Genomic DNA, 24352 nt, shown 5'->3' with positions numbered 1-24352 from the left:
GGAGCGGCGGAATGAAGCAAGCGGATTGCCTGCGGATGGCTCTGGCGGAGCTGCCGCAGGGGACTATGGAGATCGTGGGGCGCCCTGCGGCCGAACCTGGGGTTTTGTTCACCGGGACATTTCAGGGAGAGACGGATGGACGGGGACGGATGGAGGTCTACCCGGTCTTTCCGGGGGTGGAGGCGTCCTTCAACACGGTCCTGGGCACCTATGCCGCCTTCCGGCACGAGGCGGCCCGGTCCACGCTGGAGATCAACCACTGCCGCCTGGGCCGGGTGGGCTGGGACCTGCGGGACGGCATGTCGGTCTATCTGGGGGAGGGCGATCTGTCCCTCCACAGTGCGGACTGCTGCGCGGATTCTGTGATGCACTTCCCGGCGGAGATGTACGCGGGGCTGATGATCTGCGTAGATTTGACCCATCTGGCGGAGTCGCCGCCCCCCATCTTGGCGGAGGCGGACTTCCAGGCCGAGAGGCTGGCGGAAAAATTCTGCGGAGGCGGGACCTTCGCCCTTCCGGCGGGACCGGAGCTGGAGGAGATCTTCCGGCCCCTGTACCGGCAGCCGGAGATGCGGCGGCTGCCCTATCTCCGGCTGAAGCTCCAGGAGCTGCTGCTGTATTTGGAGGGGCTGGAGTCCGGCGGGCGGGAGCTGACCCGGTACGGCTCCCAGCAGACGGCGCGTATCCAGGAGATCCACGCATTGCTGACCGAGCACCTGGACCGGCGGTACACCATTGAGGAGCTCTCCCACAGGTATCTGCTGAACACCTCCACCTTGAAGGAGGTGTTCAAGGCGGTGTACGGCCTGCCCATCGCCACCTATATGAAAGAGTACCGGGTGCGCAGGGCCATGGAGCTGCTGCGGGAGAGCGGCGGGAGCATCGCCGCCATCGCGGCCGCCGTGGGCTACGAGAGCCAGGGGAAATTCACCCGGGCATTCAAGGATGTGACGGGACAGCTCCCCACGGAGTACCGGCGGGAGCACCGGGGCTGACCCCGGAGTGAGATAGACGACCGGTTCCGCCGGTCGCCGGAGAGGAGGAGCGGAAGATGGCAGCAGACAGCGGGACTCGGACACTGGTCCGGCCCAGAAGGCGGATCGCCTCCCTGGATGCCCTGCGGGGCCTGACGCTGGTGAGCATGATCGCCTATCACGCCTGCTGGGACTTGGTGTATCTGTTCCACGCGGACTGGGATTGGTACCGGGGCACCGGCGCGTACATCTGGCAGCAGAGCATCTGCTGGACCTTTATCCTCCTCTCCGGATTTTGCTTCAGCCTGGGGCGGCGGCCCCTCCGGAGGGGACTGACGGTGTTCGGCTGCGGCTGGGTGGTGACGCTGGTGACGGTGCTCTTCATGCCGGAGGAGCAGATCTGGTTCGGCGTGCTGACGCTGATCGGCTCCTGCATGTTGCTGATGGTCCCACTGGAAAAACTGCTGCGGCACGTACCTGTGGGGGTGGGCCTCGCCGCCAGCGCGGCCTTGTTCACCCTGCTGCGGAACGTGAACCAGGGGACGCTGGGATTTGAGGACTGGACGCTGGGAACGGTACCGGAGGGACTTTACCGTAATCTGCTGACGGCGTACATAGGATTTCCGCCGCCGGACTTTTTCTCCACGGATTATTTCTCCCTGCTGCCCTGGCTGTTCCTGTTCCTGGCGGGGCATTTTCTCCGCCGCCTGCTGGCCGGGCCGATGGAGCGGCTGGATCCGGACGCGCTCCGGTGTCCGCCCCTGTGTGCCTTGGGCAGGCAGTCCCTGCCGGTATATATGCTCCACCAGCCGATAGTCTATGGGGTGCTGCTGGGCGGGGCTGCCCTGCTGGGACGGTGATATGGGACAGAATTTAGATGATGTCCTATACCGCTCCTCCGGGTGGGGGAGCGGTTTTTCTTGACGGGCCTCTGGGAGCGTCATATAGTAAACAAATGAAGAATGCCGGAGGCGAACTCCGGCACGGGAGGTTTGACAGGCATCGCGGGAAAGGACAGGTCATGCTGGAGAAAGCGGGAAAAAACAGCGGAGACAACAGGCGGGACAACCGCGGATTGGTCCTGCGCATGGTTGCCACCGGCGCATGCCGGACCCGGCGGGATCTGGTGGTGAGAACGGGCTTGAGCAAAATGACCATCTCCAATATCGTGGGTGAGATGATCGACGGGGATGTCCTGCGAGAGAGCGAGGTGGTGTGCAGCGAGGAGCCGGGGCGGAACCCCGTGCGCCTCCGGCTCTCACCCGAAGCGCCGAAGGCAGCGGGCGTGGCGTTCCTCCCGGGCCGTTGTGAGAGTGTTCTGTGCGGGCTGGACCTCCGGGTATTCCGGCGGGCTGGCACGGACCTGCCGAAGGACGCTCCGGAGGCGGTGCGGCGGGAGACCGCTCTCAGGCTGTTGGACAAGATGCTGTCCGGGACGGCTGGTGTACGGGCCATCGGCTTGGCGGCGGACCTGCCCTGGCGGCCCGGCGGGGAGCAGATGTGTCCCTCGGAATCCGTGCGTCCGGCAGTCCGGGAGCGGTACGGCCTCCCGGTATTCCTGGAGGACACCTGCCAGAGCGCTCTGCTGGTGGAGAGCCTGTTCGGCAGGGCCCGGAACTGCCGGGACGTGCTGTTTGTCAGCCTGGGGGACCGGGTGGGCAGCGCGGTCCTCAGCGGCGGGCAACTGTGCAGGGGCCGGGGAGGACGGCCCCTGGGGCTGGGCCATGTCACCATCTGCGCCGGTGGCCGTCCCTGCCGGTGCGGCGGCCGTGGCTGCCTGGAGCTGTACGTTCGTTCGCCGGAGGTGCTGAAAAAACTGTATCATCGAACGGGACTGGAGGCTTCCTACGCCGATTTCTGCCGGATAACCGGCAGCGGGGAAGTAGACCGGGTGTTCCGGGAGACCGTGGACTTTCTGGCTGCAGGGATCGCCAGCGCCCTGAATCTGCTGAACAGCGAACTGGTGTTGCTGGGCGGCGACGGACTCTGCTGGACCGACCGGCACGTGGCGGATCTGGAATCCGCCATTGCCCGCCTGCGCCCAGCGGATGGGGGCGGCAGAGTCCTGGTGAGAAAGCCGCGCTTCCTGGGGGAGGGAGCGCTTCTGGGGGCGGCCTGCGGCGGGATCGCCCGGATCTTCTCGGGGGAGCTACCTCTTCAAAACGGGTGATTTCCCGGGGCGGCTTGCCGCAATATCGGAAATCCCACAAAAAGTACATTTTTCTCCTATAAAAACATCAGCTAAACGATTGACATTGAACGCTGGAAATGGTTTAATAATCGATGCGAATGATTGCAAAACCACCTCAGACAAGGAGGACCACTGGTGGACCTTTACAGCGTTGGCGAGATGCTAGTTGACTTTTTGCCGGGCAGTGAGCCCGGAAGCTATATTCGAAACGCCGGGGGCGCCCCTGCAAATGTGGCCATCGCCGCCGCCCGGAACGGGTTGGAGGCGGCCATGTGCTGCTCTGTGGGGGATGACGACTTCGGGCGGTACCTGCTGGGCACCCTCCGGGAAAACAGGGTGCGCTGTATCCGGCGGGAGCCCTGCCGGGAGGCGGTCACCACCATGGCGTTTGTCTCTTTGACGGAGGAAGGGGAGCGGAGCTTCACCTTTGTCCGCAAGCCTGGAGCGGATATGTTCCTTCGGGAGGAGGACGTACGGGAGGCGGACATCCGGGACACGGTGATCGTCCACGCCGGGTCGTGTTCTCTCTCCGCCTCCCCAGCGGCAGAGGCCACAGCCAAGGCCCTGCACCTGGGTCGGGAGATGGGCAGGCTGGTGAGCTTTGATGTGAATTACCGGGACATGATGTGGAACGGCAGTCAGGAGGCCTGCGCCGCAAAGGTGCGGGAGATCCTGCCGGACGTGGATCTGCTGAAGATCTCAGAGGAGGAGGCCGATATGCTGGGGGGCGAGGCGGAGCTGCCCGCCCTTATGGAGCGGTACGGATTGACGCTGGTGGTGCTGACCCTGGGCGGTCAGGGTGCCAGAGGATATTTCCGGGGGCGGCGCCTCGCTGTCCCGGGTCGGCGGGCCCACTGCGCGGATGCAACCGGCGCCGGAGACGCCTTCTGGGGCGGAATGCTGTCTCAGATGCGATTCCGGGGTGTCACCCAGGCGGAGCAGCTGACGGAGCCGCTGGTGCAGGAGGCGCTGGAGTACGGCAACGTCAGCGGATGGCTCTGTGTTCAGGGCAGAGGGGCGATCCCCTCCCTGCCCACCCGGCAGGAGATCGAGCGGCATCTGGTGTAAATGCGGGATTTTTACCGAAAACCGGGAAAAATTTATTGACAAAAAGAAGACGGGCTTTTATAATAAAACGTGCAAGGGAGCTTCCGCGAGGAGGCTGAGATGAGGGGCCGGTCCCTCGACCTGACCTGATGTGGGTAATGCCAACGTAGGGACGCAGCACAAGCTATTCGTGCGGAGTCTCTTCCGCACGGAAGAGATAGGATTGGAGCGAAGGCGGGGTGTCCCAAAGGGGACCCCGCCTTTTTGCATGGGGGCGGACCGGCCATTGGATAGGAGGAATACGAATGAGAACGACACAGCGGCTGTACGAGGCCGCCCATCCCATCTGGGAGCAGTGCCATGACCATCCCTTTGTCCGGGGGATTGGAGACGGCAGCCTGGACCTGGAGAAGTTCCGGTGGTTCCTGCTGCAGGACTATCTGTACCTGTTCGACTACGCCCGGGTGTTCGCCTACGGTGTAGTGAAGGCCCGGGACCCCGGCCTGATGCGGACCTTCTCCGCCAATGTGGACGCGATTCTGGGCGGGGAGATGAAGGTCCACCGGGCCTACATGGCTCGGTTGGGCATCACGGAGGAGCAGGTGTTTTCTGTCCAGCCGGCCCTCTCCAATTTGTCCTATACCCACTACATGCTCTCCTGTGCCGCCGCGGGCGGGCCGGCGGAGATCATCGCCGCCATCCTCTCCTGCTCCTGGAGCTATGCGGAGATCGGCACGCGCTTGGCGGCCATCCCCGGCGCGGCGGACCACCCCTTCTACGGCGAGTGGATCCGCAGCTACGCGGGGGAGGACTACCAGAAAACCAACGACGCACTGGTGGAGCTGATGGACACCCTGGCGGAGAGCTGCACGGAGGCGGAATACCAGCGGCTGGAGGAGATCTTCGTCAACTGCAGCCGGTATGAGCTGGGCTTCTGGGAGATGGCCTGGACGCTGGAGCGATGACCATGCTGGAATTTCAGAACGTCTCCTATCAGTACCCCAGCGAGGACTTCGATATCATCGACCACCTGAGCTTTGCCGTGGAACCCGGCTCCTTCCACTGCATCATCGGCATCAGCGGCTGCGGAAAGAGCACCATCTTCCGCATGACCAACGGACTGCTAAAGCCCAAGGCGGGGACCATTCTGGTGGAGGGGAAGTCCATTGTGGGACGCAAGCACTACTGCGGCTATATGCCCCAGAAGGACCTGCTGTTCCCCTGGCGAACCGTGGGAGAAAATGTGGCGCTGCCCTTGGAGATCCAGGGGGAGCTGACCCGTGCGGAGCGCCGGGACCGGGCGGAGGCGGCGCTGGCCGACGTGGGACTTGCCGGCTGCGGCAGCAAGATGCCGGACGAGCTCTCTGGCGGGATGCGGCAGCGGGCGGCCTTTGCCCGCACCATGCTGACGGGCTGCGACCTGCTGCTGCTGGACGAGCCCTTCTCCGCCCTGGACTTCCTCACCCGGATCTCCATGCAGGAGTGGCTGCTGGACCAGTGGCAGCGGCACAAGAGGACCATCCTCTTCATCACCCACGACGTGGAGGAGGCGCTGTTCCTCTCCTCCAGCGTGCTGGTGGTGGAGCGCACCCCCATCCGGGAGCTGGCGGAGATTCCGGTCCCCGCGTCCTTCCCGCGGGACCGCTCCTGCCTCAAACTGCCGGAGATGGTGGAGCTGAAGGAGCATCTCATCGACCTTCTGCGAAAGCAGGTGACCCCATGAAAAAGACCTGTAAAGCAAATCTACCTGCCATGATTTTTCTCTTCGCCCTGTTGATTCTCTGGCAGGCGGGGGCCATGGGATTAGACGCGGCCTATATCCTGCCGTCTCCCACCCAGATCCTGGCGAAGCTGTGGGAGCTGCGGGATGTCCTCTTCACTGTTCATCTGCCCGCCACCATGCTGGTGACGGCCATCGGCCTGGGGATCTCTCTGGTGCTGGGCCTGGCCCTGGCGGTGGTGATGGACGAGAGCGACCTGGTCCGCAAGATGATCTATCCCATCGTGGTGGTGTCCCAGACCATTCCCACCACCGCCATCGCACCGCTCTTTGTGCTGTGGTTCGGCTACGGCATCTGGAGCAAGGTGCTGGTGACAGTGCTCATCACCTTTTTCCCCATCACCATCACAGTGTACGACGGGCTCCGCTCCGCCAAGACGGAGATGGCGGAGCTGCTGGAGACTTACGGTGCCACGAAGAAGGACATCTTTTTGAAGATCAAGGTGCCCTGCGCCCTGCCATACTTCTTCTCCGCCGTCAAGATGGCGGTGCCCATGAGCATCATCGGCGCGGCCATCGGCGAGTGGTTGGGGGCCAAGAGCGGCCTGGGCTACTTCTCCCGCCGCATGATGACCCAGTTGGACGGCGCCGGGGTGTTCGCCCCTATTGTGCTGCTGTCCGCGGCGGCCATCCTGGCGGTGGCCGTTGTGAACCTGCTGGAAAAGCGGTTCGTCCGCTGGAGGGGAGAGTCCTGAAACCTGCGGGGCGGGCCCCGCAGGAATCACCTGGATCCAGTTTATAAAGAAAGGAAGATTGATGATGAAACAGAAACTTGCGCTGTTGCTGACGGCGCTTCTGCTGCTCACCGGCTGCTCCTCCGGCGGAAGCGGGGACACGGCGGACGGGCAGGACGATGGAGAGCTGGAGACCATCGACGTGGTGCTGGACTGGTATCCCAACGCCGTCCATGCTTTCCTCTACGAGGCGGAGGAGAAGGGCTACTTTGCGGAGGAGGGCCTGCAGGTGAATATCTTGTTCCCCTCTAACGCCAGCGATCCCCTGACCATGACGGCGGCGGGCCGGGCGGATATCGGCTTCTACTATCAGGAGGACACCATCATCGCCAAGGCCAATGAGGACGTGCCGGTGAAGGTGCTGGGAGCTGTGGTCCAGCAGCCCATCAGCATCGTCTGTGCCCTGGCGGAGAAAAACATCAAGACCCCGGAGGACCTGATCGGCAAGACCATCGGCTACTCCGGCACCCGCTTCGGCGAGGTGGCGGTGGGCCAGATGTTGGAGACTGTGGGCGCCACGCTGGATGACGTGGAGTTGATCGACGTGGGCTTTGACCTGATGAGCGCCATGACCACCGGAAATGTGGACGCCACCTTCGGCTGCTTCATCAACCACGAGGTTCCTGCGCTGGAGGAGGAGGGCTTCGCCGTGGACTACATGGAGGTCATGGACTACGGCGTACCCAACTACTACGCGCTGATGCTGGTGACCGGCGAGGACCAGCTGGAGGCCAACCGGGACAAGTACACTCGGTTCCTGCGGGCCTGTCAGAAGGGCTTTGCCGATATGCAGGCGGACCCGGAGGAGGCGTTGGGGCTCCTGTTGGCCAACCAGGACGAGGAGAACTTCCCCTTGACGGAGTCCGTGGAACGGCGAAGCTTTGATGTGCTGCTGCCCATCATGGAGACGGCCGACGCGCCCTTCCTGTCCCAGGACGTGTCCGTGTGGCAGGAGAACATCGACTGGCTCCAGAAGGTGGGCATGATCGACGCCGCCTTCGATCCGGCGGAGGTCATGGTGGACCTGCTGGCGGAGTGAGGCACGGCCGATGGAGGATGCCAAGAGACAGACACTGGCCCGGATCGTCCGGGCCGGGGCGGAGGAGATGCTGCCCCGCCAGCTGGCGCTGCTGGAACAGATCTGCGCCATCGACAGCGGCACCGGCAATGAGGCGGGCAACGCCGCCGTGACCGGGCTGCTGGAGCCGGTGCTCTCCGAGCTGGGGGCCCGGACAGAGCGGGTGACGGAGCCTGGTCTGGGGACCCATCTGGTGGCCCGGGTGCGGCCGGAACAGCCCCGGGGAAAGGTGCTGCTGGCCGCCCACCTGGACACGGTGTTCGGCCCCGGCTTTGCGGAAAAGCACCACTTTCATATTGAAGGGGAGTGGGCCCACGGCCTGGGGGCCGGGGACTGCAAGAGCGGCGTCCTTATCTCCCTGTTCGGGGCGCTGATTTTGAAAAAGGCGGGCCTGCTGCCCCCCTGGGAGCTGACGTACCTTTTCACCTGTGACGAGGAGACCGGCTCCCGGTCCGGCCGCAAGGTCTACGCCCGGGAGGCGCAGGACGCGGCTCTGGCCCTGGTGTTCGAGGGCGGCCGGGAGCGGGACGGACGTCCCCGGTTCGTCACATCCCGCCGGGGGGTGATTCTGGGAACCGTCGACGTGGCGGGGCGGGAGGCCCATGCGGGCAAGGCGTATCTGGAGGGCCGCAGCGCCGTGCTGGAGCTGGCTCACCAGATCATCCGGCTATACAGCTTCAACGACTATGAGAAGGGCATCTACTACAATGTGGCGCCCATCTCCGGCGGACGGCCCAACGGCGTGGTGGCCGGAGAGGCCCGGGGGGAGTTCTGCGTGGCCGGGATTCCGGAAAACGCGGACTTCCCGGTGATCCAGGCCAGGCTGGACAGCATGGCGGACCAAGTGACGGTGGAGGGCTGCCGGGTGCAGGTCACCTACCGGACGCTGTTCCCCGCCATGGAGCGGAACGCCGCCAATCACAGCGCCTATCTCCGGGCGGCAGAGGCGGCGGAGCTGCTGGGTTGGGAGCCGGAGGAGATCGCGGACCCCGCCGCCACCGACGGGGCCTATCTCTCCACTTACGGCGTCCCCACGGTGGACGCCCTCTCCGCCATCGCAGAACAGATCCACACCACGGAAGAGCGGGTGCGCATCCCCTCCATCCGGGACAGGACGGCCCTGTGTGCGGCGATGCTGGGCCTGCTGGGATAACGCCCCGCAAAGCGGGCAAGTGCAAGAGACTGGGAAGGGAGCCCCTTCCCGGTCTCTTTTTCGGCGGGGGCAGACGATTCCCAAAGACGCATATCCCGCCCGGTCGGCGCATAGAGTTTGGAATAGATTCCGACAGGGGAGGGAGCGTCATGGCGGCACGGCACGTTGGGCGGCGGATCGGCACCGTCTCGTCCCAGCATCGGGCGGCGGAAAGGCGGCGGCGGAGTACCCCGGCTGCGCCGCACAGGGTCCAGCGGGGAAAACGGGAAACTCTGACTCCGGGAGAGCGGCGGCATCTGATCCAGCTGGTGGCCTGCGGCAGCATCTTTGTGCTGCTGGTGGCGGTGAAGCTCCTGCTGCCGGGACGCATGGCCCAGGTGAATGCCAAGCTCACCGGAATGCTGGAACAGAACATCGATGTGCAGGCCGTGTTCTCCGCTGTGGGGCGGGCCGTGAGCGGCGAAGCGGATGTGGACGTGGCCCTTCAGGATATGTATCAGGCGGTGTTCGACCCTCAGGAGGATTCCGCCGTGGAGGTGTCAGCCCCGGCAGGGGGAGAGGCGGTGTCTCTCCAGCTTCCTGCGGCCATCGCGCCCCTGCGGGCCTTCCGGACCGGGACCGGCAGCAGCGACGGCTGGCTGGATCTGCCCGCAGCAGCATCCCAGACGGCAGAGACCGCGCAGACAGCAGAGGCCGATCAGACAGCGGAGACTGCGGAAACCGCATCCCAGGGCGCGGCGGAGGCGTCTACCCTGGCCTACGTCCTCTACTCCGACCAGAACCTGCCGGACAACGTGTGCCTGGAACAGGCCCTGCTGGGCTTTGATTACTGCACCCCGGTGATGGGCACCCTCACCTCTGATTTCGGCTACCGGGAGCACCCGGTGGAGGGAGAGGAGCGGTTCCACTATGGTATTGACATCGGCGCCGCCGCTGGGACGGAGATCGGCTGCTTTGCCGACGGTACCGTCACCGCCGTGGGGGAGAGCAGCAGCTACGGCAAGTACATCACCGTTGCCCACGAGGGGGGCTACTCCACCCTGTATGCCCATTGCAGCCGGATTATCGCCTCCTCAGGCGCCTCTGTGAAGGAGGGGGACGTGATCGCAGAGGTGGGGGAGACCGGCGTGGCCACCGGGCCTCATCTGCACTTCGAGCTCCATGAGGGCAGCCAGTACCTAAATCCCATCTACTATGTCTCGCTGGCGTGACCGGATTCGGATTTCCGGCGGCTTCTGGCTGCTGGCGGCCTGGTTCACACTGGTGAACGGCTGGCAGCTGCTGGCGGTGATCCTCTCCGCCGCGGCGCTCCACGAGCTGGGACACCTGCTGGTGCTGCGGCTGCTGGGGGCCCGGGTGCGGGAGCTGCGGGTCAGCGTCTTTGGGGCGGAGCTGATGACTTCCGCCGCCCGCCTGTCCTATCCGGGGGAGATCGCGGCGGTGCTGGCGGGGCCAGCAGTGAATCTGCTGTGCGCGCTGGTTCTGGGGGGCGCCCACGCCTGGGTGGCGGCGGGAGCCCATCTGTCACTGTGCCTCTTCAACCTGCTGCCGGTGCGGCCCCTGGACGGCGGCCGGGCGCTGTATCTCGCGGCCGCATGGCTGGCGGGTCCCTCCGCCGCGGAGCGCATCGCCTGCTGGGCGGGGGGCACGACGGCGCTGGCCCTGGGCGGCCTGGTACTGTGGCTGATCGGGCGGACCGGCGGGAGCCTGTGGCTGCTGCCGGCTGCATTCGGCCTGCTGGCGGCGGCTCTTCGGGAACTGCACGGCAGAAAGGCGGATTTTTTGTAAAAAATACTTGCATTTTCCTCCTGGCCGTGGTATCCTATTACGGCTACAAAGGGTGGTCCTCTGCCGTGCACACGCCGGAGTGCGTTGATGTGCCTTTGAGAGAAGCGGCATGAACACCTATTATTTAGGAGGAACATCCATGGATCTGATTAAGGAACTGAACAAAGAGCGTCTGGAAGCGGAAGTGACCCCCGTCAAGGTGGGCGACACGGTCCGGGTGCACGTGAAGGTCAAGGAAGGCTCCCGTGAGCGTATCCAGGTCTTCGAGGGCACCGTCATCGCCAAGAAGCACGGCGGCATCACCGAGACCATCACCGTGCGCCGCATCTCCTACGGTGTCGGTGTGGAGAAGGTCTTCCCCGTGCACTCTCCCTCCATCGACAAGATCGAGGTGGTCCGCAACGGTGCTGTGCGGCGTGCCAAGCTGTACTATCTGCGCGGCCGCGTGGGCAAGGGCGCCAAGGTCAAGGAAAAGCTGTGATCCAAGACGAAAGAGAGGCGAAAGCCTCTCTTTTTTCTTGTCACACAAAATTTCCCCGGCATCTTGTGATTTTGACGGTTCTTTGATATACTAGCATACGTTATTGTGAAAAACTGCGGTGCTGGAGGAGGCGGTCACGTGCGGGGAGGAAAACGGCTCAACAGGGACGCGCTTTCCCTCCGCGGGCTGTACGAGTGGGTGCAGGTGCTGGTGTGCGCCGTGACAGCAACGGTGCTGCTGTTCACCTTTGCGGCGCGGGTGGTGCTGGTGTCCGGCCCCTCCATGCGGGAGACGCTCCAGCATCAGGACTGCCTGCTGGTGATGAACGCCCACCTGTGCGGTGGATTTGAGGCCGGGGACATCGTCATCATCCGGAAGGAGAGCTTCAAGGACGGGGAGCCCATCGTGAAGCGGGTGATCGCCACAGAGGGCCAGACGGTGGACATCGACTTTACCGCTGGTGCCGTCTATGTGGATGGGCAGCTGCTGGAGGAGGACTACATCCGCCAGCCCACCTATCTGGAGGAGGGGCTGGAGTTCCCTGTCACCGTGCCGGAGGGCTGCGTCTTTGTTATGGGCGACAACCGCAACGACAGCGATGACAGCCGGGATCCGGAGCTGGGGCCGGTGGATACCCGGCAGATTTTGGGCCGGGCGGTGTTCCTGTTGTTCCCAGGCGTGACTGCGGACACCGACAAGCGGGACTTCGGCAGGATCGGCCCGCTGACATAAGAGCAAGGAGACCTCCGGCGGGGGGCTTTCCATCAACAGGGGCGAAAGCGCCCGCGGAGGTTTTGCAGACATGTGGAAGAAAGAGAAGAAGCAGGAGACGCAGGAGGTGTCTCCGGAAAAGGAGGAGGGCCGGGACCTGTATGAGTGGGCCCAGGCGCTGGTGTGCTCCGTGCTGGCGGTGGTGCTGCTGTTTACCTTCGTCATCCGGCTCATCGGCGTGGATGGCCACTCTATGGTGCCCACCCTGCAGGACGGAGACCGGCTGCTGGTGCTGAACGCCATGCTGGACAACGACTATGAGTACGGCGACATCGTGGTGCTGCGGAAGGACACCTTTCTGGAGGAGCCCATCGTGAAGCGGGTGATCGCCACGGAGGGCCAGACGGTGGACATCGACTTTGTCTCCGGCGCCGTCTATGTGGACGGGGAGCTGCTGGAGGAGGACTATATCAACGAGCCCACCTATGTGGAGGAGGGGACGGAATTTCCCCTAACGGTGCCGGAGGGCTCCATTTTCGTCATGGGCGACAACCGAAACCACTCCAGCGACAGCCGCAGCAGCGACCTTGGCACGGTGGACACCCGGTATGTCATCGGCAAGGCGGTGTTCCTGCTGTTTCCCGGCGCGGACGAGGCCACCGGGCAGCGGGACTTCGGCCGCATCGGCCCCATTGCGGGGATCGACTGAGCCACGGGGACAGCTTCCTGAGAAGAATTGATTGGGCGCCGCCCGCCGGGGCGGCGTGAGGTAGGACTATGAATATTCAATGGTATCCCGGTCACATGACCAAAACCCGGCGGATGATCGCCGAGCAGATCAAACATGTGGATGCAGTGTGCGAAATCGTGGACGCCCGGATTCCTGTGTCCAGCCGGAACCCGGATGTGGACGAACTGACGGCGGGGAAGCCCCGGCTGGTGGTGCTGAACCGGGTGGACCAGGCGGACCCGGACGCCACGAAGCGGTGGGCGGCCTGGTTCCGGGCAAAGGGGTACGCGGTGATGGAGTCCGACGCCAAGAGCGGCGCCGGGACAAAGCAGTTTGCCGCTGCTGTCAAGACGCTTCTTGCGGACAAGCTGCGCGCCTATGCGGAAAAGGGGCAGAACCGGGTGGTCCGGGTGATGATTTTGGGCGTGCCCAACGTGGGCAAGTCCACCTTTATCAACAGGATCGCCGGCCGCAAGACTGCCAAAACCGAGGACCGGCCCGGTGTCACCCGGGCCAAGCAGTGGGTGCCCATCGACCGCGGGCTGGAACTGCTGGATACCCCCGGCATTCTGTGGCCCAAGTTTGAGGACCAGAGCGTGGGGCTGAACCTGGCCTACACCGGCGCGGTGAAGGACGAGATCCTGGACATGGAGACCCTGGGCTGCCACCTGATGGCGTACCTGGGCACCAACTATCCGGAGGCCCTGAGGACCGGCTACAAGCTCCCGTCCCTGCCGGAGCGTCAGGACGGCGAGGAGGACGTGGCCTGGGGCTACCGCCTGCTGGAGGCCGCCGGGAAAAAGCGGGGCTTTCTGATCTCCGGCGGCGAGGTGGACACGGAGCGGATGGCCAAGATTCTGTTGGACGAGTATAGAGCTGGCAAGCTGGGACGCTTCACACTGGAAATGCCGGAGGAGACGGAACAGCCTGCAGCGTCAGAATGAGGGAAGCGCGCCTATGAATTGCCCGTCTTGCGGAAAAGAGATGGAGCGGGGGAGCCTTTATACGGAGCTGGGGCGGGGCCTTTTCTTCCTGCCGCCCGGCGGAAAAGTGGGATTCTGGGATACGAAGCGCAGTGTGGAACAGTACGGCGGGATTGTTTTGGATGGCCCGCATCATATACGGGGGAGCGACCGCGCAACTGTACATGGCTATGTCTGCCGCGCCTGCAAAAAGATCCTTCTGGAGTATTGACATCACTTGGCGGGAATCGCGGAAAGCGAAGGAACCTGCCCTGCGAGGAGGGAGGCATATCCATGAACTGCCCTGTCTGCGGAAAAGAGATGGAAAAGGGCCATGTCATCACCAAGAACAGCATCGGTCTTTTTTTCATGCCGGGAGAGAAAGACCTCCGCACGTTTTATACGAGGCGGAACATCGAGGCAGATGGCGGCATTGTGCTGGACGGACCGATGACGTTCCGCTACAACCGGACATGGCTTCCCGCCTGGGTCTGTCGCACCTGCAAGAAGATCGTCATGGAGTATTGGTAGGATGGAAATGGACCTCTGGACCTATGAGCGTGAACAATGGAATAGTGGTCTCACGGCCCTCTGCGGAGTGGACGAGGCAGGAGCCGGGCCCCTGGCGGGGCCGGTGTACGCCGCTGCCGTCATTCTGCCCCGGGAGATCGGTTTTCCTGGCCTCAACGACTCCAAAAAGCTGACGACGAAGAAGCGGGATGTCCTGTTCGACCAGATCACCGCCACGGCAGAGGCGTACAGCATCGCCTTTGTGACGGCGGAGGAGATCGACAGTTTGGATATCCTCAACGCCCGGATGCTGGCTATGAACCGGGCCATTGAGGGGTTATCCATTCGGCCGGACCTGTGCCTCATTGACGGCAACCGGGACCATGGCAGCAGCGTCTCCATCACGGCGCCCCACATGTGCCTGGTAGGCGGGGACGGGAAGAGTGCCTCCATTGCGGCGGCCTCCATCCTGGCCAAGGTCAGCCGGGACCGGTATGTGACCGGCGTGCTGGACCGGGAGTATCCCCAGTACCAGTTTGCCAAACACAAGGGCTATGGGACGAAGCTCCACTATGAAATGCTGGATCGGTACGGTCCCTGCCCTGCCCACCGGCGGACTTTTCTGAAGAAGTGGGAGGCCCGGCGCACATGAATACCACCAAGGCCCTGGGGGACCGGGGCGAGGCCGCAGCGGCACAGTACCTGCGGAAGAGGGGCTGCCAGTTGCTGGCAAGCCAATGGCGCTGCCGGTACGGAGAGCTGGATCTGGTGGCCCGGGACAGAGACGGCACCATCTGCTTTGTGGAAGTAAAGCTCCGCAGCGGCAGCTTCGCGGGCCTGCCGCGGGAGGCGGTGGACCGGCGGAAGCAGGAACGGCTCCGGGCCGCAGCGGCCTGCTATCTCAGTCAGCACGACCTGGACGCTCCCGCCCGGTTCGATGTGGCGGAGGTTTATACGGATGGGGTTCACCGCCCCCTCCGGCTGGAATATTTGGAAAATGCGTTTTGAAAAACAGTCAGAAGGAGAGAGCGACATGAAGTATTACAGCACACGGGACGCCGCCGTCCGCATGGACGCAGCGGAGGCCATCAAGATGGGCCTGAGCCGGGACGGCGGCCTGCTGACCCCCTGCGGGATCCCGCAGATCGACCGGGCTTTTTTGGAGAGCCTGGTGAATGTCCGGTACCAGGAGCGGGCTGCCAAGGTCATGGGCCTGTACCTGACCGACTACACCTATGAGGAGCTGTCCGGATTTGCGGAGAACGCCTACGGCCCTGAGAAGTTCGACTGCGACGCCGTGGCCCCTGTCCGCACGGTGGACGAGACCACCCACTGCCTGGAGCTGTGGCACGGCCCCACCAGCGCCTTCAAGGACATGGCCCTGCAGATGCTGCCCCAGCTGCTCTCCGCCGCCCTCCGCAAGACCGGAGAGTCCAAGACGGTATGCATCCTGGTGGCTACTTCCGGCGACACCGGCAAGGCTGCGATGGAGGGCTTTGCCGACGTGCCGCAGACGAAGATCCTAGTATTCTACCCCAAGGACGGCGTGTCCAAGGTCCAGGAGACCCAGATGGTCACTCAGGACGGCGCCAATGTGGGCGTCTGCGCCGTGGAGGGCAACTTCGACGACGCCCAGGCCGGTGTAAAGCGCATTTTCTCCGATGAGGCCATCCGGGCCACCCTGGCGGACCGGGGTTACTTCCTGTCCTCCGCCAACTCCATCAACTGGGGCCGTATCCTGCCCCAGGTGGTCTACTATATCTCCGCCTACTGCGACCTGGTCCGGGACGGGAAGCTCAGCATGGGCGACAAGGTGAACTTCTGTGTGCCCACCGGCAACTTCGGCGACATCCTGGCGGCCTACTACGCAAAGCGCATGGGACTGCCGGTTGGGAAGCTGATCTGCGCCTCCAACTGCAACGATGTGCTGACGGACTTCCTCCGCACCGGCGTGTACGACAAGAACCGTCCGTTCCATACCACCATGAGTCCCTCTATGGACATTCTGGTGTCCAGCAACCTGGAGCGGCTGCTGTTCGACCTCTCCGGCGAAAACGATGCGGAGGTGAAGGGCTACATGGATGCCCTCGCCAAGACCGGCAAGTACGAAGTGTCCGACGCCATCAAGGCGGCTCTGGCGGACCAGTTCTGGGGCGGCTTCTGCGGCGAGGCGGGCACCTCCGCTGCCATCGCCAAGTATTACAAGGAGAACGGGTATCTGATCGATACCCACACCGCCGTGGCCGCCAGCGTCATGGAACAGTACCGCAAGGCCACCGGCGACAAGACGGTGACGGTGTTCGTCTCCACCGCCTCCCCCTACAAGTTCTGCGACCACGTGCTGCGGGCCATCGGGGAGACCCCGGCGGGCGACGGCGTGGAGCTGCTGGACCAGCTGCATGAAACCACCGGCACGGCGATTCCCCGGCGCCTGGCGGCCCTGAAGGGCAAGGCCCGGCGGTTCGACCTCACCTGTGAGAAGCCCGGTATGGACAGCGTGGTGCTGGAGTTTTTGAAGTAAATCGCGCTGCAACAAAGCAACGCGGGAAACGGCTTAATGCGGCAGACTGTAAATCTGTTGCCTTTGGATTTTGGAAACCCGAAAGAGGGCAGGGAGGCTATTGCGTGAAGCCTTTGAGCCGGGCATTTGCCCGATTGGTGCTGCTGTTCTTTGCTTTGGGAATTTTCTTCCTGGCTGTCAACGAGCTGATTCCCTACCGGACCCTGGGAGACCGGTACCGGGTGATGGACACGGCCTATTGGATCAAAAACACCCTGCGGATCACAGGAATCGTGCTGCTGGTCAACGGAGGCATCCAGTGGGTCCGAAACCTCCGCTGCCCATACTGCGGCCGTGGGTATGCCATGCCATGGTGGCGGAAGGGGGAAAAGCACTTCTGTGACAGGTGCGGCAGGGAAATTGTCTTTGATGACCCGGAGGACCCAACCGAAAAACGCAAAGGGGAGTAGAGCACCATAGCACAGGAGCGGCGCTGTCCCTATTGCGGCGGCGAATTGGCGCCGGGCGGATCCGGGGCGAAGGCTACAAAGGGTCCCTCTGGCTCCCGGAGGGCAGCAAGCTGCCCGGCATTCTGCTGACCAAGACAGGCGTCCGGAAGGTGGGCGGACGCGTTTGGGGAAAGGTCAGCAGCGTGAAAATCGAGATGGACACAGATCAAGATAGATCAACAGAGTTCCGGGGAGTTGGAGCCGCCGAAGAGGACGGCTGACTCCGCCTCACGGGACACAGAGAAAGGAGGGGTGCCGCATGGCCCTCTACGCCATCGGGGACCTGCACCTCTCCCTGACAGCGGACAAGCCTATGGAGGTGTTCGGCCCCGCCTGGGAGAATTACACGGAGCGCATCGGCGATGCTTTGAGCCGGCTGACCGCCGGCGATGTGCTGGTCCTGGCGGGGGACACCTCCTGGGGCATCGACCTGAATGAGGCGGAGGCGGACTTCCGCTTTCTGGACCAGTTCCCCTGCAAAAAGTATCTGGTGAAGGGGAACCACGACTACTGGTGGTCCACGGTGTCCAAAATGAAGAACTTCTTCACGGAGAAGGGCCTTACCACCCTGGACTTTCTCCATAACAACTGCGCCCTGTATGGAGACTACGCCCTGTGCGGGACCCGGGGATGGTTCTTTGAGGAGGACCAGAAGCCCCACAACGCCAAGGTCCTCAACCGGGAGGTGGGAAGACTGGAGACTTCCCTGAAGGCGGCGGAGGGACGGTCCATCTTCTGCTTCCTTCACTATCCGCCGCTGTATCAGGGCTACGAGTGCCCGGAGATCCTGCGGCTGCTCTCGGCCTACCCCGTGGAGCGGTGCTGCTACGGCCACCTCCACGGCTACGCCATCAAACGGCGGCTGGAGGGCGGGTGGAATGGGACGGACTTCTCCCTGATCTCCGCCGACTATCTGGGATTTGTTCCAAAAAAAATTTGTGAATAACGGAAAAAAGTATAGCATTTTCAGGTTTTGTATGGTAAAATACCATTTCGCACCGGCTTATGACCGGCGATGAACGGAGGAATAAACAAGATGAGTGTGAAAAGCTGCGAAAAGATCGAAAAGAGCCAGGTCGTTCTGACCATCGAGGTCGGTGCACCGGAGTTTGAAGCTGCCATCGAAAAGGCATATCAGAAGATGCGCAAGAAGATCAACGTGCCGGGCTTCCGCCCTGGCAAGGCCCCCGGAAGATCATCGAGGGGATGTACGGCGCAGAGGTGTTTTTCGAAGAGGCAATCAATATCGCGTTCCCCGAGGCCTATGAGGCTGCCGTGAAGGAGCAGGAGCTCCAGGTGGTGGGCTATCCCTCTGTGGAGATCGAGGGCCAGGTGACCCGCGACGGCTTCACCTTCAAGGCCACCGCCCCTGTGTATCCCGAAGTGACCCTGGGCCAGTACAAGGGACTGTCCGCCCCCAAGGAGGAGGTCAAGGTCTCCGTTGCGGATGTGGACGAGCGCCTGAAGGCTCTGACCGACCGCAACACCCGTCTGGTGAGCGTGGACCGGGAGGCCAAGGAGGGCGACACGGTCGTCATCGACTTCGAGGGCTTCCTGGAGGGCAAGCCTTTTGAGGGCGGCAAGGGCGAGAATTTCAGCCTGGAGCTGGGTTCCCACACCTTTGTGCCCGGCTTTGAGGAGCAGCTTGTCGGCGTGAAGGCCGGCGATGAGAAGGACCTGGACATCACATTCCCGGAGGACTATCACAAGGACCTGGCCGGCAAGGCAGTGGTGTTCAAGGTGAAGGTCCATGAGGTGAAGGAGAAGGAGATCCCCGCCCTGGACGATGAGTTCGCCAAGGACGTCAGCGAGTTCGACACTCTGAAGGACCTGAAGGCTGATCTGAAGAAGAAGATCACCGCCGAGCGGGAGGAGACCGTGAAGCGCGCCTTCGAGGACGCCCTGATGGAGCAGGTGGCTGAGAACATCACCGCCGATGTGCCCGACGCCATGGTGGAGGCCCAGTCCCGCCAGTTCCTGGACAACTTCAAGATGCAGCTGGCCCAGCAGGGTCTCCAGTACGACCAGTACATGAAGGCCACCGGCATGGATGAGGCCCAGCTGCTGGCCGACGCCAAGGAGCCCGCTCTCAAGCAGGTCCGCATGGATCTGGCCATGGCCGCCATCATCAAGGAGGAGAACATCGACGCCACCGATGAAGAGGTGGAGGCCGAGTTCCAGCGGATGGCCGACCAGTACGGCATGGATCTGGAGACCGTGAAGAAGTATCTCCAGGCTGAGCAGGTAAAGGACCAGCTGAAGAGCCAGAAGGCCATCGCCGTGGTGGTGGACAGCGCCACCGCCGTGAAGGCGGAGAAGAAGCCCGCCAAGAAGACTGCCAAGAAGGCAGAGGACGCCGAGGGTGAGGAGGCCGCTGAGGAAAAGCCTGCCAAGAAGACCACCCGCAAGAAGGCGGACGAGGACGGCGAGGAGAAGAAGCCTGCCAAGAAGGCCACCAAGAAGGCTGCGGCAAAAAAAGAAGAGGAGACGCCTGCTGAATCCAAATAATTCCGGGTATACTAGGAATTGACGGCCCCGGCGGAGCGGTGTGTTTTTCCGCCGGCGGAAGGCGCTCTACATCGATTTGACAGATTCCCGCATGGCGTCTATATTAAGATAGGCGTGTGCGTTGGCAGAGGCGCGGCGGCCCGCAGGCGGGCCGGGCGCTTTTGCCTTACCTGCCCCACCGGGGCGGGGAAGACGCATCGGGTTTGGGAGGAACAGATCTGTCATCTGTGCCGGTCCCCGGTGCGGAAATCAAGGAGGTTTTACCAATGAGCTTAGTCCCTTATGTAGTCGAGCAGACCAATCGCGGCGAACGGTCCTATGATATCTTCTCCCGTCTGCTGAACGACCGGATCGTCTTTCTGGGGGAAGAGGTCAACGCCACCACCGCCAGCCTTGTGGTTGCCCAGCTGCTGTATCTGGAGGCCCAAGACCCCGACAAGGACATCCAGCTGTATATCAACAGCCCCGGCGGCTCCGTCACTGACGGCATGGCCATCTACGACACCATGCAGTACGTGAAGTGCGACGTATCCACCATCTGCATCGGCATGGCCGCCAGCATGGGCGCGTTTCTGCTGTCCTCCGGCGCCAAGGGCAAGCGCATTGCTCTGCCCAACGCGGAGATCATGATCCATCAGCCCTCCGCCGGTACCAAGGGCAAGGTGACAGACATGGAGATCGACGTGGAGCACTTCCTGCGGATCAAGAAGAACTTGAATGAGATCCTGGCGAACAACACCGGCAAGACGGCAGGGGAGATCAAGGCGGCCTCGGAGCGGGACCACTGGATGACAGCCCAGGAGGCTTTGGACTTCGGCCTCATCGACAAGATCATCACCAGCAAGAAATAAGCACCAAATTCCAAAACTGAGGTAATACCATGAGTGACGAGAGCAAGAAGGGCCTGCGGTGCTCCTTCTGCGGCAAGCATGAGAGCCAGGTCCACCGGATGATCCAGGGACCCGGTGTGCGCATCTGTGATGAGTGCGTCCAGCTGTGCATGAGCATTTTGAACGATGGGTTTGAGGACACCTCTTCCAGCGCGCTGGAGGACCTGCCTGATCAGCTGCCCACGCCCCGCGAGATCAAGGACGTGCTGGACCAGTACGTCATCGGCCAGGACGAGGCCAAGGTGGCCCTGTCCGTGGCGGTGTACAACCACTACAAACGGATCTACTTCGGCGGGGACGAGGATGTGGAGCTGCAGAAGAGCAACATCCTGCTGCTGGGGCCCACCGGTTCCGGCAAGACGCTGTTCGCCCAGACGCTGGCCCGGATTCTGAAGGTGCCCTTCGCCATTGCGGACGCCACCACCTTGACGGAGGCCGGCTATGTGGGCGACGATGTGGAGAATATCCTGCTGCGGCTGCTCCAGGCCGCGGACTTCGACGTGGAGCGGGCGGAGCACGGCATCATCTATGTGGATGAGATCGACAAGATCGCCCGGAAGAGCGAGAACACCTCCATCACCCGGGACGTATCCGGCGAGGGTGTCCAACAGGCTCTGCTGAAGATCGTGGAGGGGACCGTTGCCAACGTGCCGCCCCAGGGAGGCCGGAAGCATCCCCACCAGGAGTTCATCCAGGTGAACACGAAGAATATTCTCTTCATCTGCGGCGGTGCCTTCGACGGGCTGGAGAAGATTATCGAGCGGCGGCTGGACCAGAAGTCCATCGGCTTCGGCGCCAACGTCCAGGGAAAGAAGGACAAGGACATCAGCAAGATCCTGCACGAGGTCCAGCCCCACGACCTGCTGAAATTCGGCATCATCCCGGAGTTGGTGGGCCGCCTGCCGGTGATCGCGTCTTTGAATGCGTTGAAGCGGGAGGATCTGGTCCGCATCCTGACGGAGCCCAAGAACGCCCTGGTGAAGCAGTACAAGAAGCTGATGGAGTACGACGAGGTGGAGCTGGAGTTCCAGCCGGAGGCCCTGGAGGCCATCGCCGACAAGGCCATCGAGCGGAACATCGGCGCCCGGGGCCTGCGGGCCGTCATGGAGGGTATCCTGACTCCCATGATGTACGACATCCCTTCCGACCCCGCTGTGGTGAAAGCAGTCATCACAAAGGACTGTGTGGAGGGCAGGAGCGGTCCCGAGCTGACCCACGACCCCAAGAAGATCAACTATTCTGTGAAATTGAACACCGGCAAGGGAGAGGGCAGGCCGGCTTCCGGCTCCTCGACCCCCGCGTCGGCGTCTTAATGAAGAGAGGGAGGGACGCTGCCGCGCCCCTCTCTCCTGTTTTACCATCCCCTCAGAAAGGAACAAGCACATGGAACTGACCACTTGGAATCTGCCCGTTCTGGCCCTCCGGGGCCTGACGGTGTTTCCACACATGACACTGACCTTTGACGTGGAGCGGCCGATCTCCATCGCGGCCCTGGAGCGGGCCATGGAGGCCGATCAGGACATCTTCCTGGTGACCCAGCGGGAGATCGGGGTGAACGCGCCGGAGGAAAAGGACCTGTACACCATTGGCACGGTCTCCCACATCACGCAGATCCTGCGGCTGGGCCAGTCCTCTGTCCGAGTGATGGTGGAGGGGCGGCAGCGGGCCCACCTGCGCCGCCTGTGGCAGACGGAGCCCTTCCTCCAGGCCAATGTGGAGGCCATCCCGGAGGAGCCGTCCTCTGAGGCCATGCGGAAGAGCCCCCGGACGGAGGCCCTGCTCCGCCAGACCTACGCCCTGTTCGGCGAGTATGCCGAGCAGGCCAGCGGTGTGCCGGAGGAGGTGGTGGCCACGGTGATGGACAGCCGGGACCCCGGCTTCCTGGCGGACTATATTGCCCAGAACATCGCCCTGCGCTACACCGACAAGCAGGAGATCCTGGAGGAATTCTCCCCCTTCGCCCGGCTGCGGAAGCTCAACGGTTTCCTGGTGCGGGAGAACAACGTGCTGGGCTTTGAGCACGAAATGGAGAGCAAGGTCCGGGACCAGCTGGTCCGCACCCAGCGGGACCAGATCCTCCGCACCCAGATCCGGGTCCTCCAGAACGAGCTGGGGGAGACCGATGACGGCGACGAGGACGAGATTGAATCCTACCGCCAGGAGATCCTGGCCCTGGAGCTGCCGGAGGAGACGGAGCAGCACCTGCTGAAGGAAGTGAACAAGCTGGCCAAGCAGCCCTTCGGCTCCGCCGAGGGTGCGGTGATCCGCAACTATCTGGACGTGTGTCTGGAGATGCCGTGGAACACCACCACAAAGGAGCGGGTCAGTGTGGACGCCGCCCGCAGGGTGCTGGAAAAGGACCACTTCGGCCTGGAAAAGGTGAAGGAGCGGATTCTGGAGACCATCGCCGTCCGGCAGATGAATCCGGACGTCAAGGGGCAGATCCTCTGCCTGGTGGGCCCGCCCGGCGTGGGCAAGACCTCCATTGCCATCAGCGTGGCCAAGGCGCTGAACCGGAAGCTGGCCCGCCTGAGCCTGGGCGGCGTTCGGGACGAGGCGGACATCCGGGGACATCGGAAGACCTACATAGGCTCCATGCCCGGCCGGATCATCGAGGCCATCAGCCGCAGCGGGTCTATGAATCCCCTTCTGCTGCTGGACGAGATCGACAAGTTGGGCAACGACTACCGGGGCGACCCGGCCTCCGCACTGTTGGAGGTGTTGGACAGCGAGCAGAACAGCACCTTCCGGGACCATTTCCTGGAGATCCCGGTGGACCTGTCCAAGATCATGTTCATCACCACCGCCAACACCACAGACACCATTCCCCGGCCCCTGCTGGACCGGATGGAGGTGATCCAGCTCTCCAGCTACACGGATGAGGAGAAGCTGCAGATCGCCAAGCGCCACTTGTTCCCCAAGCAGCTGGCAGAGCACGGACTGAAGAAGAGCGCTGTCCGCATCAGCGACGACGTGTACCGGGCCGTCATCCGGGACTACACCCGGGAATCCGGTGTGCGCCTGCTGGAGCGGCGGCTGGCTGCCATCTGCCGGAAGGCGGATATGCGCCTGCTGGAGGGCACTGTCAAGCGGATTACCGTGACAGAGGAGGAGCTCCCCAAGTTCCTGGACTGCCAGCCCTATCCCCTGATCTCCACACGGACCGGGAGGAGATCGGCGTGGTGAACGGCCTGGCCTGGACTGAGGCGGGCGGCGAGATCCTGGAGGTGGAGGTCAACGTCATGGACGGCTCCGGCAAGCTGGAGCTCACCGGCAACCTGGGAGACGTGATGAAGGAGTCTGCTCAAGCGGCTCTCAGCTGCCTGCGGAGCCGGGCGGCGGTGCTGGGGATTCCAGCGGACTTTTACAAGACGAAGGACATCCACGTCCACTTCCCAGAGGGCGCAGTGCCCAAGGACGGCCCCTCCGCCGGCATCGCCGTCACCACTGCCATGCTCTCGGCCCTGACGGACCGGAAGATCAAGGCGGGCATTGCCATGACCGGCGAAGTCACGCTGCGGGGCCGGGTGCTGCCCATCGGCGGATTGAAGGAGAAGACCATGGCCGCCCTCCGCAGCGGCATCACCACGGTGCTGATTCCCAAGGACAACGTCCGGGATCTGGAGGAGATCGACCAGACCGTCCGGGCTGCCCTGCGGTTCGTGCCGGTGGAAACGGTGGACCAGGTGTTCGCCGCCGCTCTGTGCCCAGAGCGGGATCCCATCCGGGAAGAGGTGGCGGACCATGTGGCGGCCTTTGCCCCGGCGGGGCGTGAGAGCGGCCGTGACGCCGCCGTGCGGCAGTAA

At 63.2% G+C, this 24352-nt stretch carries 27 protein-coding genes and 1 pseudogene; all 28 read left to right on the top strand.

The window, feature by feature from the left end:
* Positions 1-11 precede the first annotated feature (11 nt).
* The 28 genes and pseudogenes from EIO64_RS01235 (at position 12) to EIO64_RS01100 (ending at position 24352) form a co-directional block, all read left to right on the top strand.
* Positions 12-995: a helix-turn-helix domain-containing protein gene (locus tag EIO64_RS01235; protein ID WP_119311086.1), complete on the top strand. Its 984-nt coding sequence runs from the start codon at positions 12-14 to the stop codon at positions 993-995.
* 56 nt (positions 996-1051) lie between these two features.
* Positions 1052-1834, top strand: a complete 783-nt coding sequence (locus EIO64_RS01230; protein WP_021751266.1) for a heparan-alpha-glucosaminide N-acetyltransferase — start codon at positions 1052-1054, stop codon at positions 1832-1834.
* A 161-nt stretch (positions 1835-1995) separates the two neighbouring features.
* A complete protein-coding gene (locus EIO64_RS01225) occupies positions 1996-3144 on the top strand; it encodes an ROK family protein (protein ID WP_036631297.1) in 1149 nt (382 codons plus the stop codon).
* Between the two features lie 156 nt (positions 3145-3300).
* Positions 3301-4233, top strand: coding sequence for a carbohydrate kinase family protein (locus EIO64_RS01220; protein WP_119311085.1), 933 nt, complete (start codon positions 3301-3303; stop codon positions 4231-4233).
* A 284-nt stretch (positions 4234-4517) separates the two neighbouring features.
* On the top strand, positions 4518-5177 hold the full coding sequence (gene tenA / locus EIO64_RS01215) for a thiaminase II (protein WP_021751263.1): 660 nt from the start codon (positions 4518-4520) through the stop codon (positions 5175-5177).
* A 2-nt stretch (positions 5178-5179) separates the two neighbouring features.
* Positions 5180-5935, top strand: a complete 756-nt coding sequence (locus tag EIO64_RS01210; RefSeq protein ID WP_025545093.1) for an ABC transporter ATP-binding protein — start codon at positions 5180-5182, stop codon at positions 5933-5935.
* Positions 5932-6687, top strand: coding sequence for an ABC transporter permease (locus EIO64_RS01205; protein ID WP_021751261.1), 756 nt, complete (start codon positions 5932-5934; stop codon positions 6685-6687). The genes EIO64_RS01210 and EIO64_RS01205 overlap by 4 nt, the downstream gene beginning before the upstream one ends.
* Before the next feature lie 64 nt (positions 6688-6751).
* Positions 6752-7765 (top strand): ABC transporter substrate-binding protein, encoded by a 1014-nt coding sequence (locus tag EIO64_RS01200; RefSeq protein WP_287224121.1) that lies wholly within the window; start codon positions 6752-6754, stop codon positions 7763-7765.
* Positions 7766-7775: 10 nt separating this feature from the next.
* Positions 7776-8957, top strand: coding sequence for a M20/M25/M40 family metallo-hydrolase (locus EIO64_RS01195; protein WP_136890693.1), 1182 nt, complete (start codon positions 7776-7778; stop codon positions 8955-8957).
* A gap of 149 nt (positions 8958-9106) precedes the next feature.
* Complete coding sequence (locus tag EIO64_RS01190; RefSeq protein WP_021751258.1) at positions 9107-10168, top strand: M23 family metallopeptidase; 1062 nt, start codon at positions 9107-9109, stop codon at positions 10166-10168.
* Positions 10152-10745, top strand: coding sequence for a zinc metalloprotease (locus EIO64_RS01185; RefSeq protein ID WP_119311082.1), 594 nt, complete (start codon positions 10152-10154; stop codon positions 10743-10745). Before EIO64_RS01190 ends, EIO64_RS01185 begins: the two co-directional genes overlap by 17 nt.
* A gap of 139 nt (positions 10746-10884) precedes the next feature.
* The gene (rplS, locus tag EIO64_RS01180) at positions 10885-11226 is read left to right on the top strand and encodes a 50S ribosomal protein L19 (RefSeq protein ID WP_021751256.1); all 342 of its coding nucleotides are present in this window, start codon (positions 10885-10887) and stop codon (positions 11224-11226) included.
* 138 nt (positions 11227-11364) lie between these two features.
* The gene (gene lepB / locus EIO64_RS01175) at positions 11365-11958 is read left to right on the top strand and encodes a signal peptidase I (protein WP_021751255.1); all 594 of its coding nucleotides are present in this window, start codon (positions 11365-11367) and stop codon (positions 11956-11958) included.
* Between the two features lie 70 nt (positions 11959-12028).
* Complete coding sequence (gene lepB / locus EIO64_RS01170; RefSeq protein ID WP_021751254.1) at positions 12029-12646, top strand: signal peptidase I; 618 nt, start codon at positions 12029-12031, stop codon at positions 12644-12646.
* Positions 12647-12714: 68 nt separating this feature from the next.
* Positions 12715-13611, top strand: coding sequence for a ribosome biogenesis GTPase YlqF (gene ylqF, locus EIO64_RS01165; protein WP_021751253.1), 897 nt, complete (start codon positions 12715-12717; stop codon positions 13609-13611).
* 13 nt (positions 13612-13624) lie between these two features.
* Positions 13625-13861: a PF20097 family protein gene (locus tag EIO64_RS19120; RefSeq protein ID WP_353866955.1), complete on the top strand. Its 237-nt coding sequence runs from the start codon at positions 13625-13627 to the stop codon at positions 13859-13861.
* 62 nt (positions 13862-13923) lie between these two features.
* On the top strand, positions 13924-14160 hold the full coding sequence (locus tag EIO64_RS01160; RefSeq protein WP_036631295.1) for a PF20097 family protein: 237 nt from the start codon (positions 13924-13926) through the stop codon (positions 14158-14160).
* Between the two features lie 7 nt (positions 14161-14167).
* Positions 14168-14791, top strand: coding sequence for a ribonuclease HII (gene rnhB, locus EIO64_RS01155; protein ID WP_136891756.1), 624 nt, complete (start codon positions 14168-14170; stop codon positions 14789-14791).
* On the top strand, positions 14788-15147 hold the full coding sequence (locus EIO64_RS01150; RefSeq protein ID WP_021751249.1) for a YraN family protein: 360 nt from the start codon (positions 14788-14790) through the stop codon (positions 15145-15147). The genes rnhB and EIO64_RS01150 overlap by 4 nt, the downstream gene beginning before the upstream one ends.
* A gap of 25 nt (positions 15148-15172) precedes the next feature.
* Complete coding sequence (thrC, locus tag EIO64_RS01145; protein WP_119311080.1) at positions 15173-16660, top strand: threonine synthase; 1488 nt, start codon at positions 15173-15175, stop codon at positions 16658-16660.
* 104 nt (positions 16661-16764) lie between these two features.
* The gene (locus EIO64_RS01140; protein ID WP_021751247.1) at positions 16765-17109 is read left to right on the top strand and encodes a hypothetical protein; all 345 of its coding nucleotides are present in this window, start codon (positions 16765-16767) and stop codon (positions 17107-17109) included.
* A 32-nt stretch (positions 17110-17141) separates the two neighbouring features.
* Complete coding sequence (locus tag EIO64_RS01135; RefSeq protein ID WP_021751246.1) at positions 17142-17369, top strand: hypothetical protein; 228 nt, start codon at positions 17142-17144, stop codon at positions 17367-17369.
* 38 nt (positions 17370-17407) lie between these two features.
* A complete protein-coding gene (locus EIO64_RS01130; protein ID WP_136890692.1) occupies positions 17408-18094 on the top strand; it encodes a metallophosphoesterase in 687 nt (228 codons plus the stop codon).
* 69 nt (positions 18095-18163) lie between these two features.
* Positions 18164-19656, top strand: a pseudogene (gene tig, locus EIO64_RS01120) (trigger factor).
* 266 nt (positions 19657-19922) lie between these two features.
* Entirely contained in the window at positions 19923-20507 is a 585-nt protein-coding gene (locus EIO64_RS01115) for an ATP-dependent Clp protease proteolytic subunit (RefSeq protein WP_119311077.1), read from the top strand.
* A gap of 29 nt (positions 20508-20536) precedes the next feature.
* Complete coding sequence (gene clpX, locus EIO64_RS01110) at positions 20537-21859, top strand: ATP-dependent Clp protease ATP-binding subunit ClpX (RefSeq protein WP_119311076.1); 1323 nt, start codon at positions 20537-20539, stop codon at positions 21857-21859.
* 70 nt (positions 21860-21929) lie between these two features.
* Positions 21930-23732, top strand: coding sequence for an endopeptidase La (lon, locus tag EIO64_RS01105; protein ID WP_249390757.1), 1803 nt, complete (start codon positions 21930-21932; stop codon positions 23730-23732).
* Entirely contained in the window at positions 23726-24352 is a 627-nt protein-coding gene (locus tag EIO64_RS01100) for a S16 family serine protease (protein ID WP_249390756.1), read from the top strand. Before lon ends, EIO64_RS01100 begins: the two co-directional genes overlap by 7 nt.

The sequence above is a fragment of the Dysosmobacter welbionis genome (assembly GCF_005121165.3).
Classification (GTDB): Bacteria; Bacillota; Clostridia; order Oscillospirales; family Oscillospiraceae; genus Oscillibacter; species Oscillibacter welbionis.
The sequence above is the reverse complement of the archived record's forward strand: the minus strand, read 5'-3'. Positions and strand labels throughout refer to the sequence as shown.

Excerpts from the sequence above, each read along its gene's own strand:
- ylqF (WP_021751253.1), top strand. The coding sequence starts at position 12,715 with ATGAATATTCAATGGTATCCCGGTCACATGACCAAAACCCGGCGGATG.
- EIO64_RS01160 (WP_036631295.1), top strand. The coding sequence starts at position 13,924 with ATGAACTGCCCTGTCTGCGGAAAAGAGATGGAAAAGGGCCATGTCATC.
- EIO64_RS01190 (WP_021751258.1), top strand. The coding sequence starts at position 9,107 with ATGGCGGCACGGCACGTTGGGCGGCGGATCGGCACCGTCTCGTCCCAG.
- EIO64_RS01200 (WP_287224121.1), top strand. The coding sequence starts at position 6,752 with ATGAAACAGAAACTTGCGCTGTTGCTGACGGCGCTTCTGCTGCTCACC.
- clpX (WP_119311076.1), top strand. The coding sequence starts at position 20,537 with ATGAGTGACGAGAGCAAGAAGGGCCTGCGGTGCTCCTTCTGCGGCAAG.
- rnhB (WP_136891756.1), top strand. The coding sequence starts at position 14,168 with ATGGACCTCTGGACCTATGAGCGTGAACAATGGAATAGTGGTCTCACG.
- EIO64_RS01205 (WP_021751261.1), top strand. The coding sequence starts at position 5,932 with ATGAAAAAGACCTGTAAAGCAAATCTACCTGCCATGATTTTTCTCTTC.
- EIO64_RS19120 (WP_353866955.1), top strand. The coding sequence starts at position 13,625 with ATGAATTGCCCGTCTTGCGGAAAAGAGATGGAGCGGGGGAGCCTTTAT.
- thrC (WP_119311080.1), top strand. The coding sequence starts at position 15,173 with ATGAAGTATTACAGCACACGGGACGCCGCCGTCCGCATGGACGCAGCG.
- tenA (WP_021751263.1), top strand. The coding sequence starts at position 4,518 with ATGAGAACGACACAGCGGCTGTACGAGGCCGCCCATCCCATCTGGGAG.
- EIO64_RS01210 (WP_025545093.1), top strand. The coding sequence starts at position 5,180 with ATGCTGGAATTTCAGAACGTCTCCTATCAGTACCCCAGCGAGGACTTC.
- lepB (WP_021751254.1), top strand. The coding sequence starts at position 12,029 with ATGTGGAAGAAAGAGAAGAAGCAGGAGACGCAGGAGGTGTCTCCGGAA.
- rplS (WP_021751256.1), top strand. The coding sequence starts at position 10,885 with ATGGATCTGATTAAGGAACTGAACAAAGAGCGTCTGGAAGCGGAAGTG.
- EIO64_RS01185 (WP_119311082.1), top strand. The coding sequence starts at position 10,152 with ATGTCTCGCTGGCGTGACCGGATTCGGATTTCCGGCGGCTTCTGGCTG.
- EIO64_RS01130 (WP_136890692.1), top strand. The coding sequence starts at position 17,408 with ATGGCCCTCTACGCCATCGGGGACCTGCACCTCTCCCTGACAGCGGAC.
- lon (WP_249390757.1), top strand. The coding sequence starts at position 21,930 with ATGGAACTGACCACTTGGAATCTGCCCGTTCTGGCCCTCCGGGGCCTG.
- EIO64_RS01235 (WP_119311086.1), top strand. The coding sequence starts at position 12 with ATGAAGCAAGCGGATTGCCTGCGGATGGCTCTGGCGGAGCTGCCGCAG.
- EIO64_RS01115 (WP_119311077.1), top strand. The coding sequence starts at position 19,923 with ATGAGCTTAGTCCCTTATGTAGTCGAGCAGACCAATCGCGGCGAACGG.
- EIO64_RS01230 (WP_021751266.1), top strand. The coding sequence starts at position 1,052 with ATGGCAGCAGACAGCGGGACTCGGACACTGGTCCGGCCCAGAAGGCGG.
- EIO64_RS01150 (WP_021751249.1), top strand. The coding sequence starts at position 14,788 with ATGAATACCACCAAGGCCCTGGGGGACCGGGGCGAGGCCGCAGCGGCA.
- EIO64_RS01195 (WP_136890693.1), top strand. The coding sequence starts at position 7,776 with ATGGAGGATGCCAAGAGACAGACACTGGCCCGGATCGTCCGGGCCGGG.
- EIO64_RS01225 (WP_036631297.1), top strand. The coding sequence starts at position 1,996 with ATGCTGGAGAAAGCGGGAAAAAACAGCGGAGACAACAGGCGGGACAAC.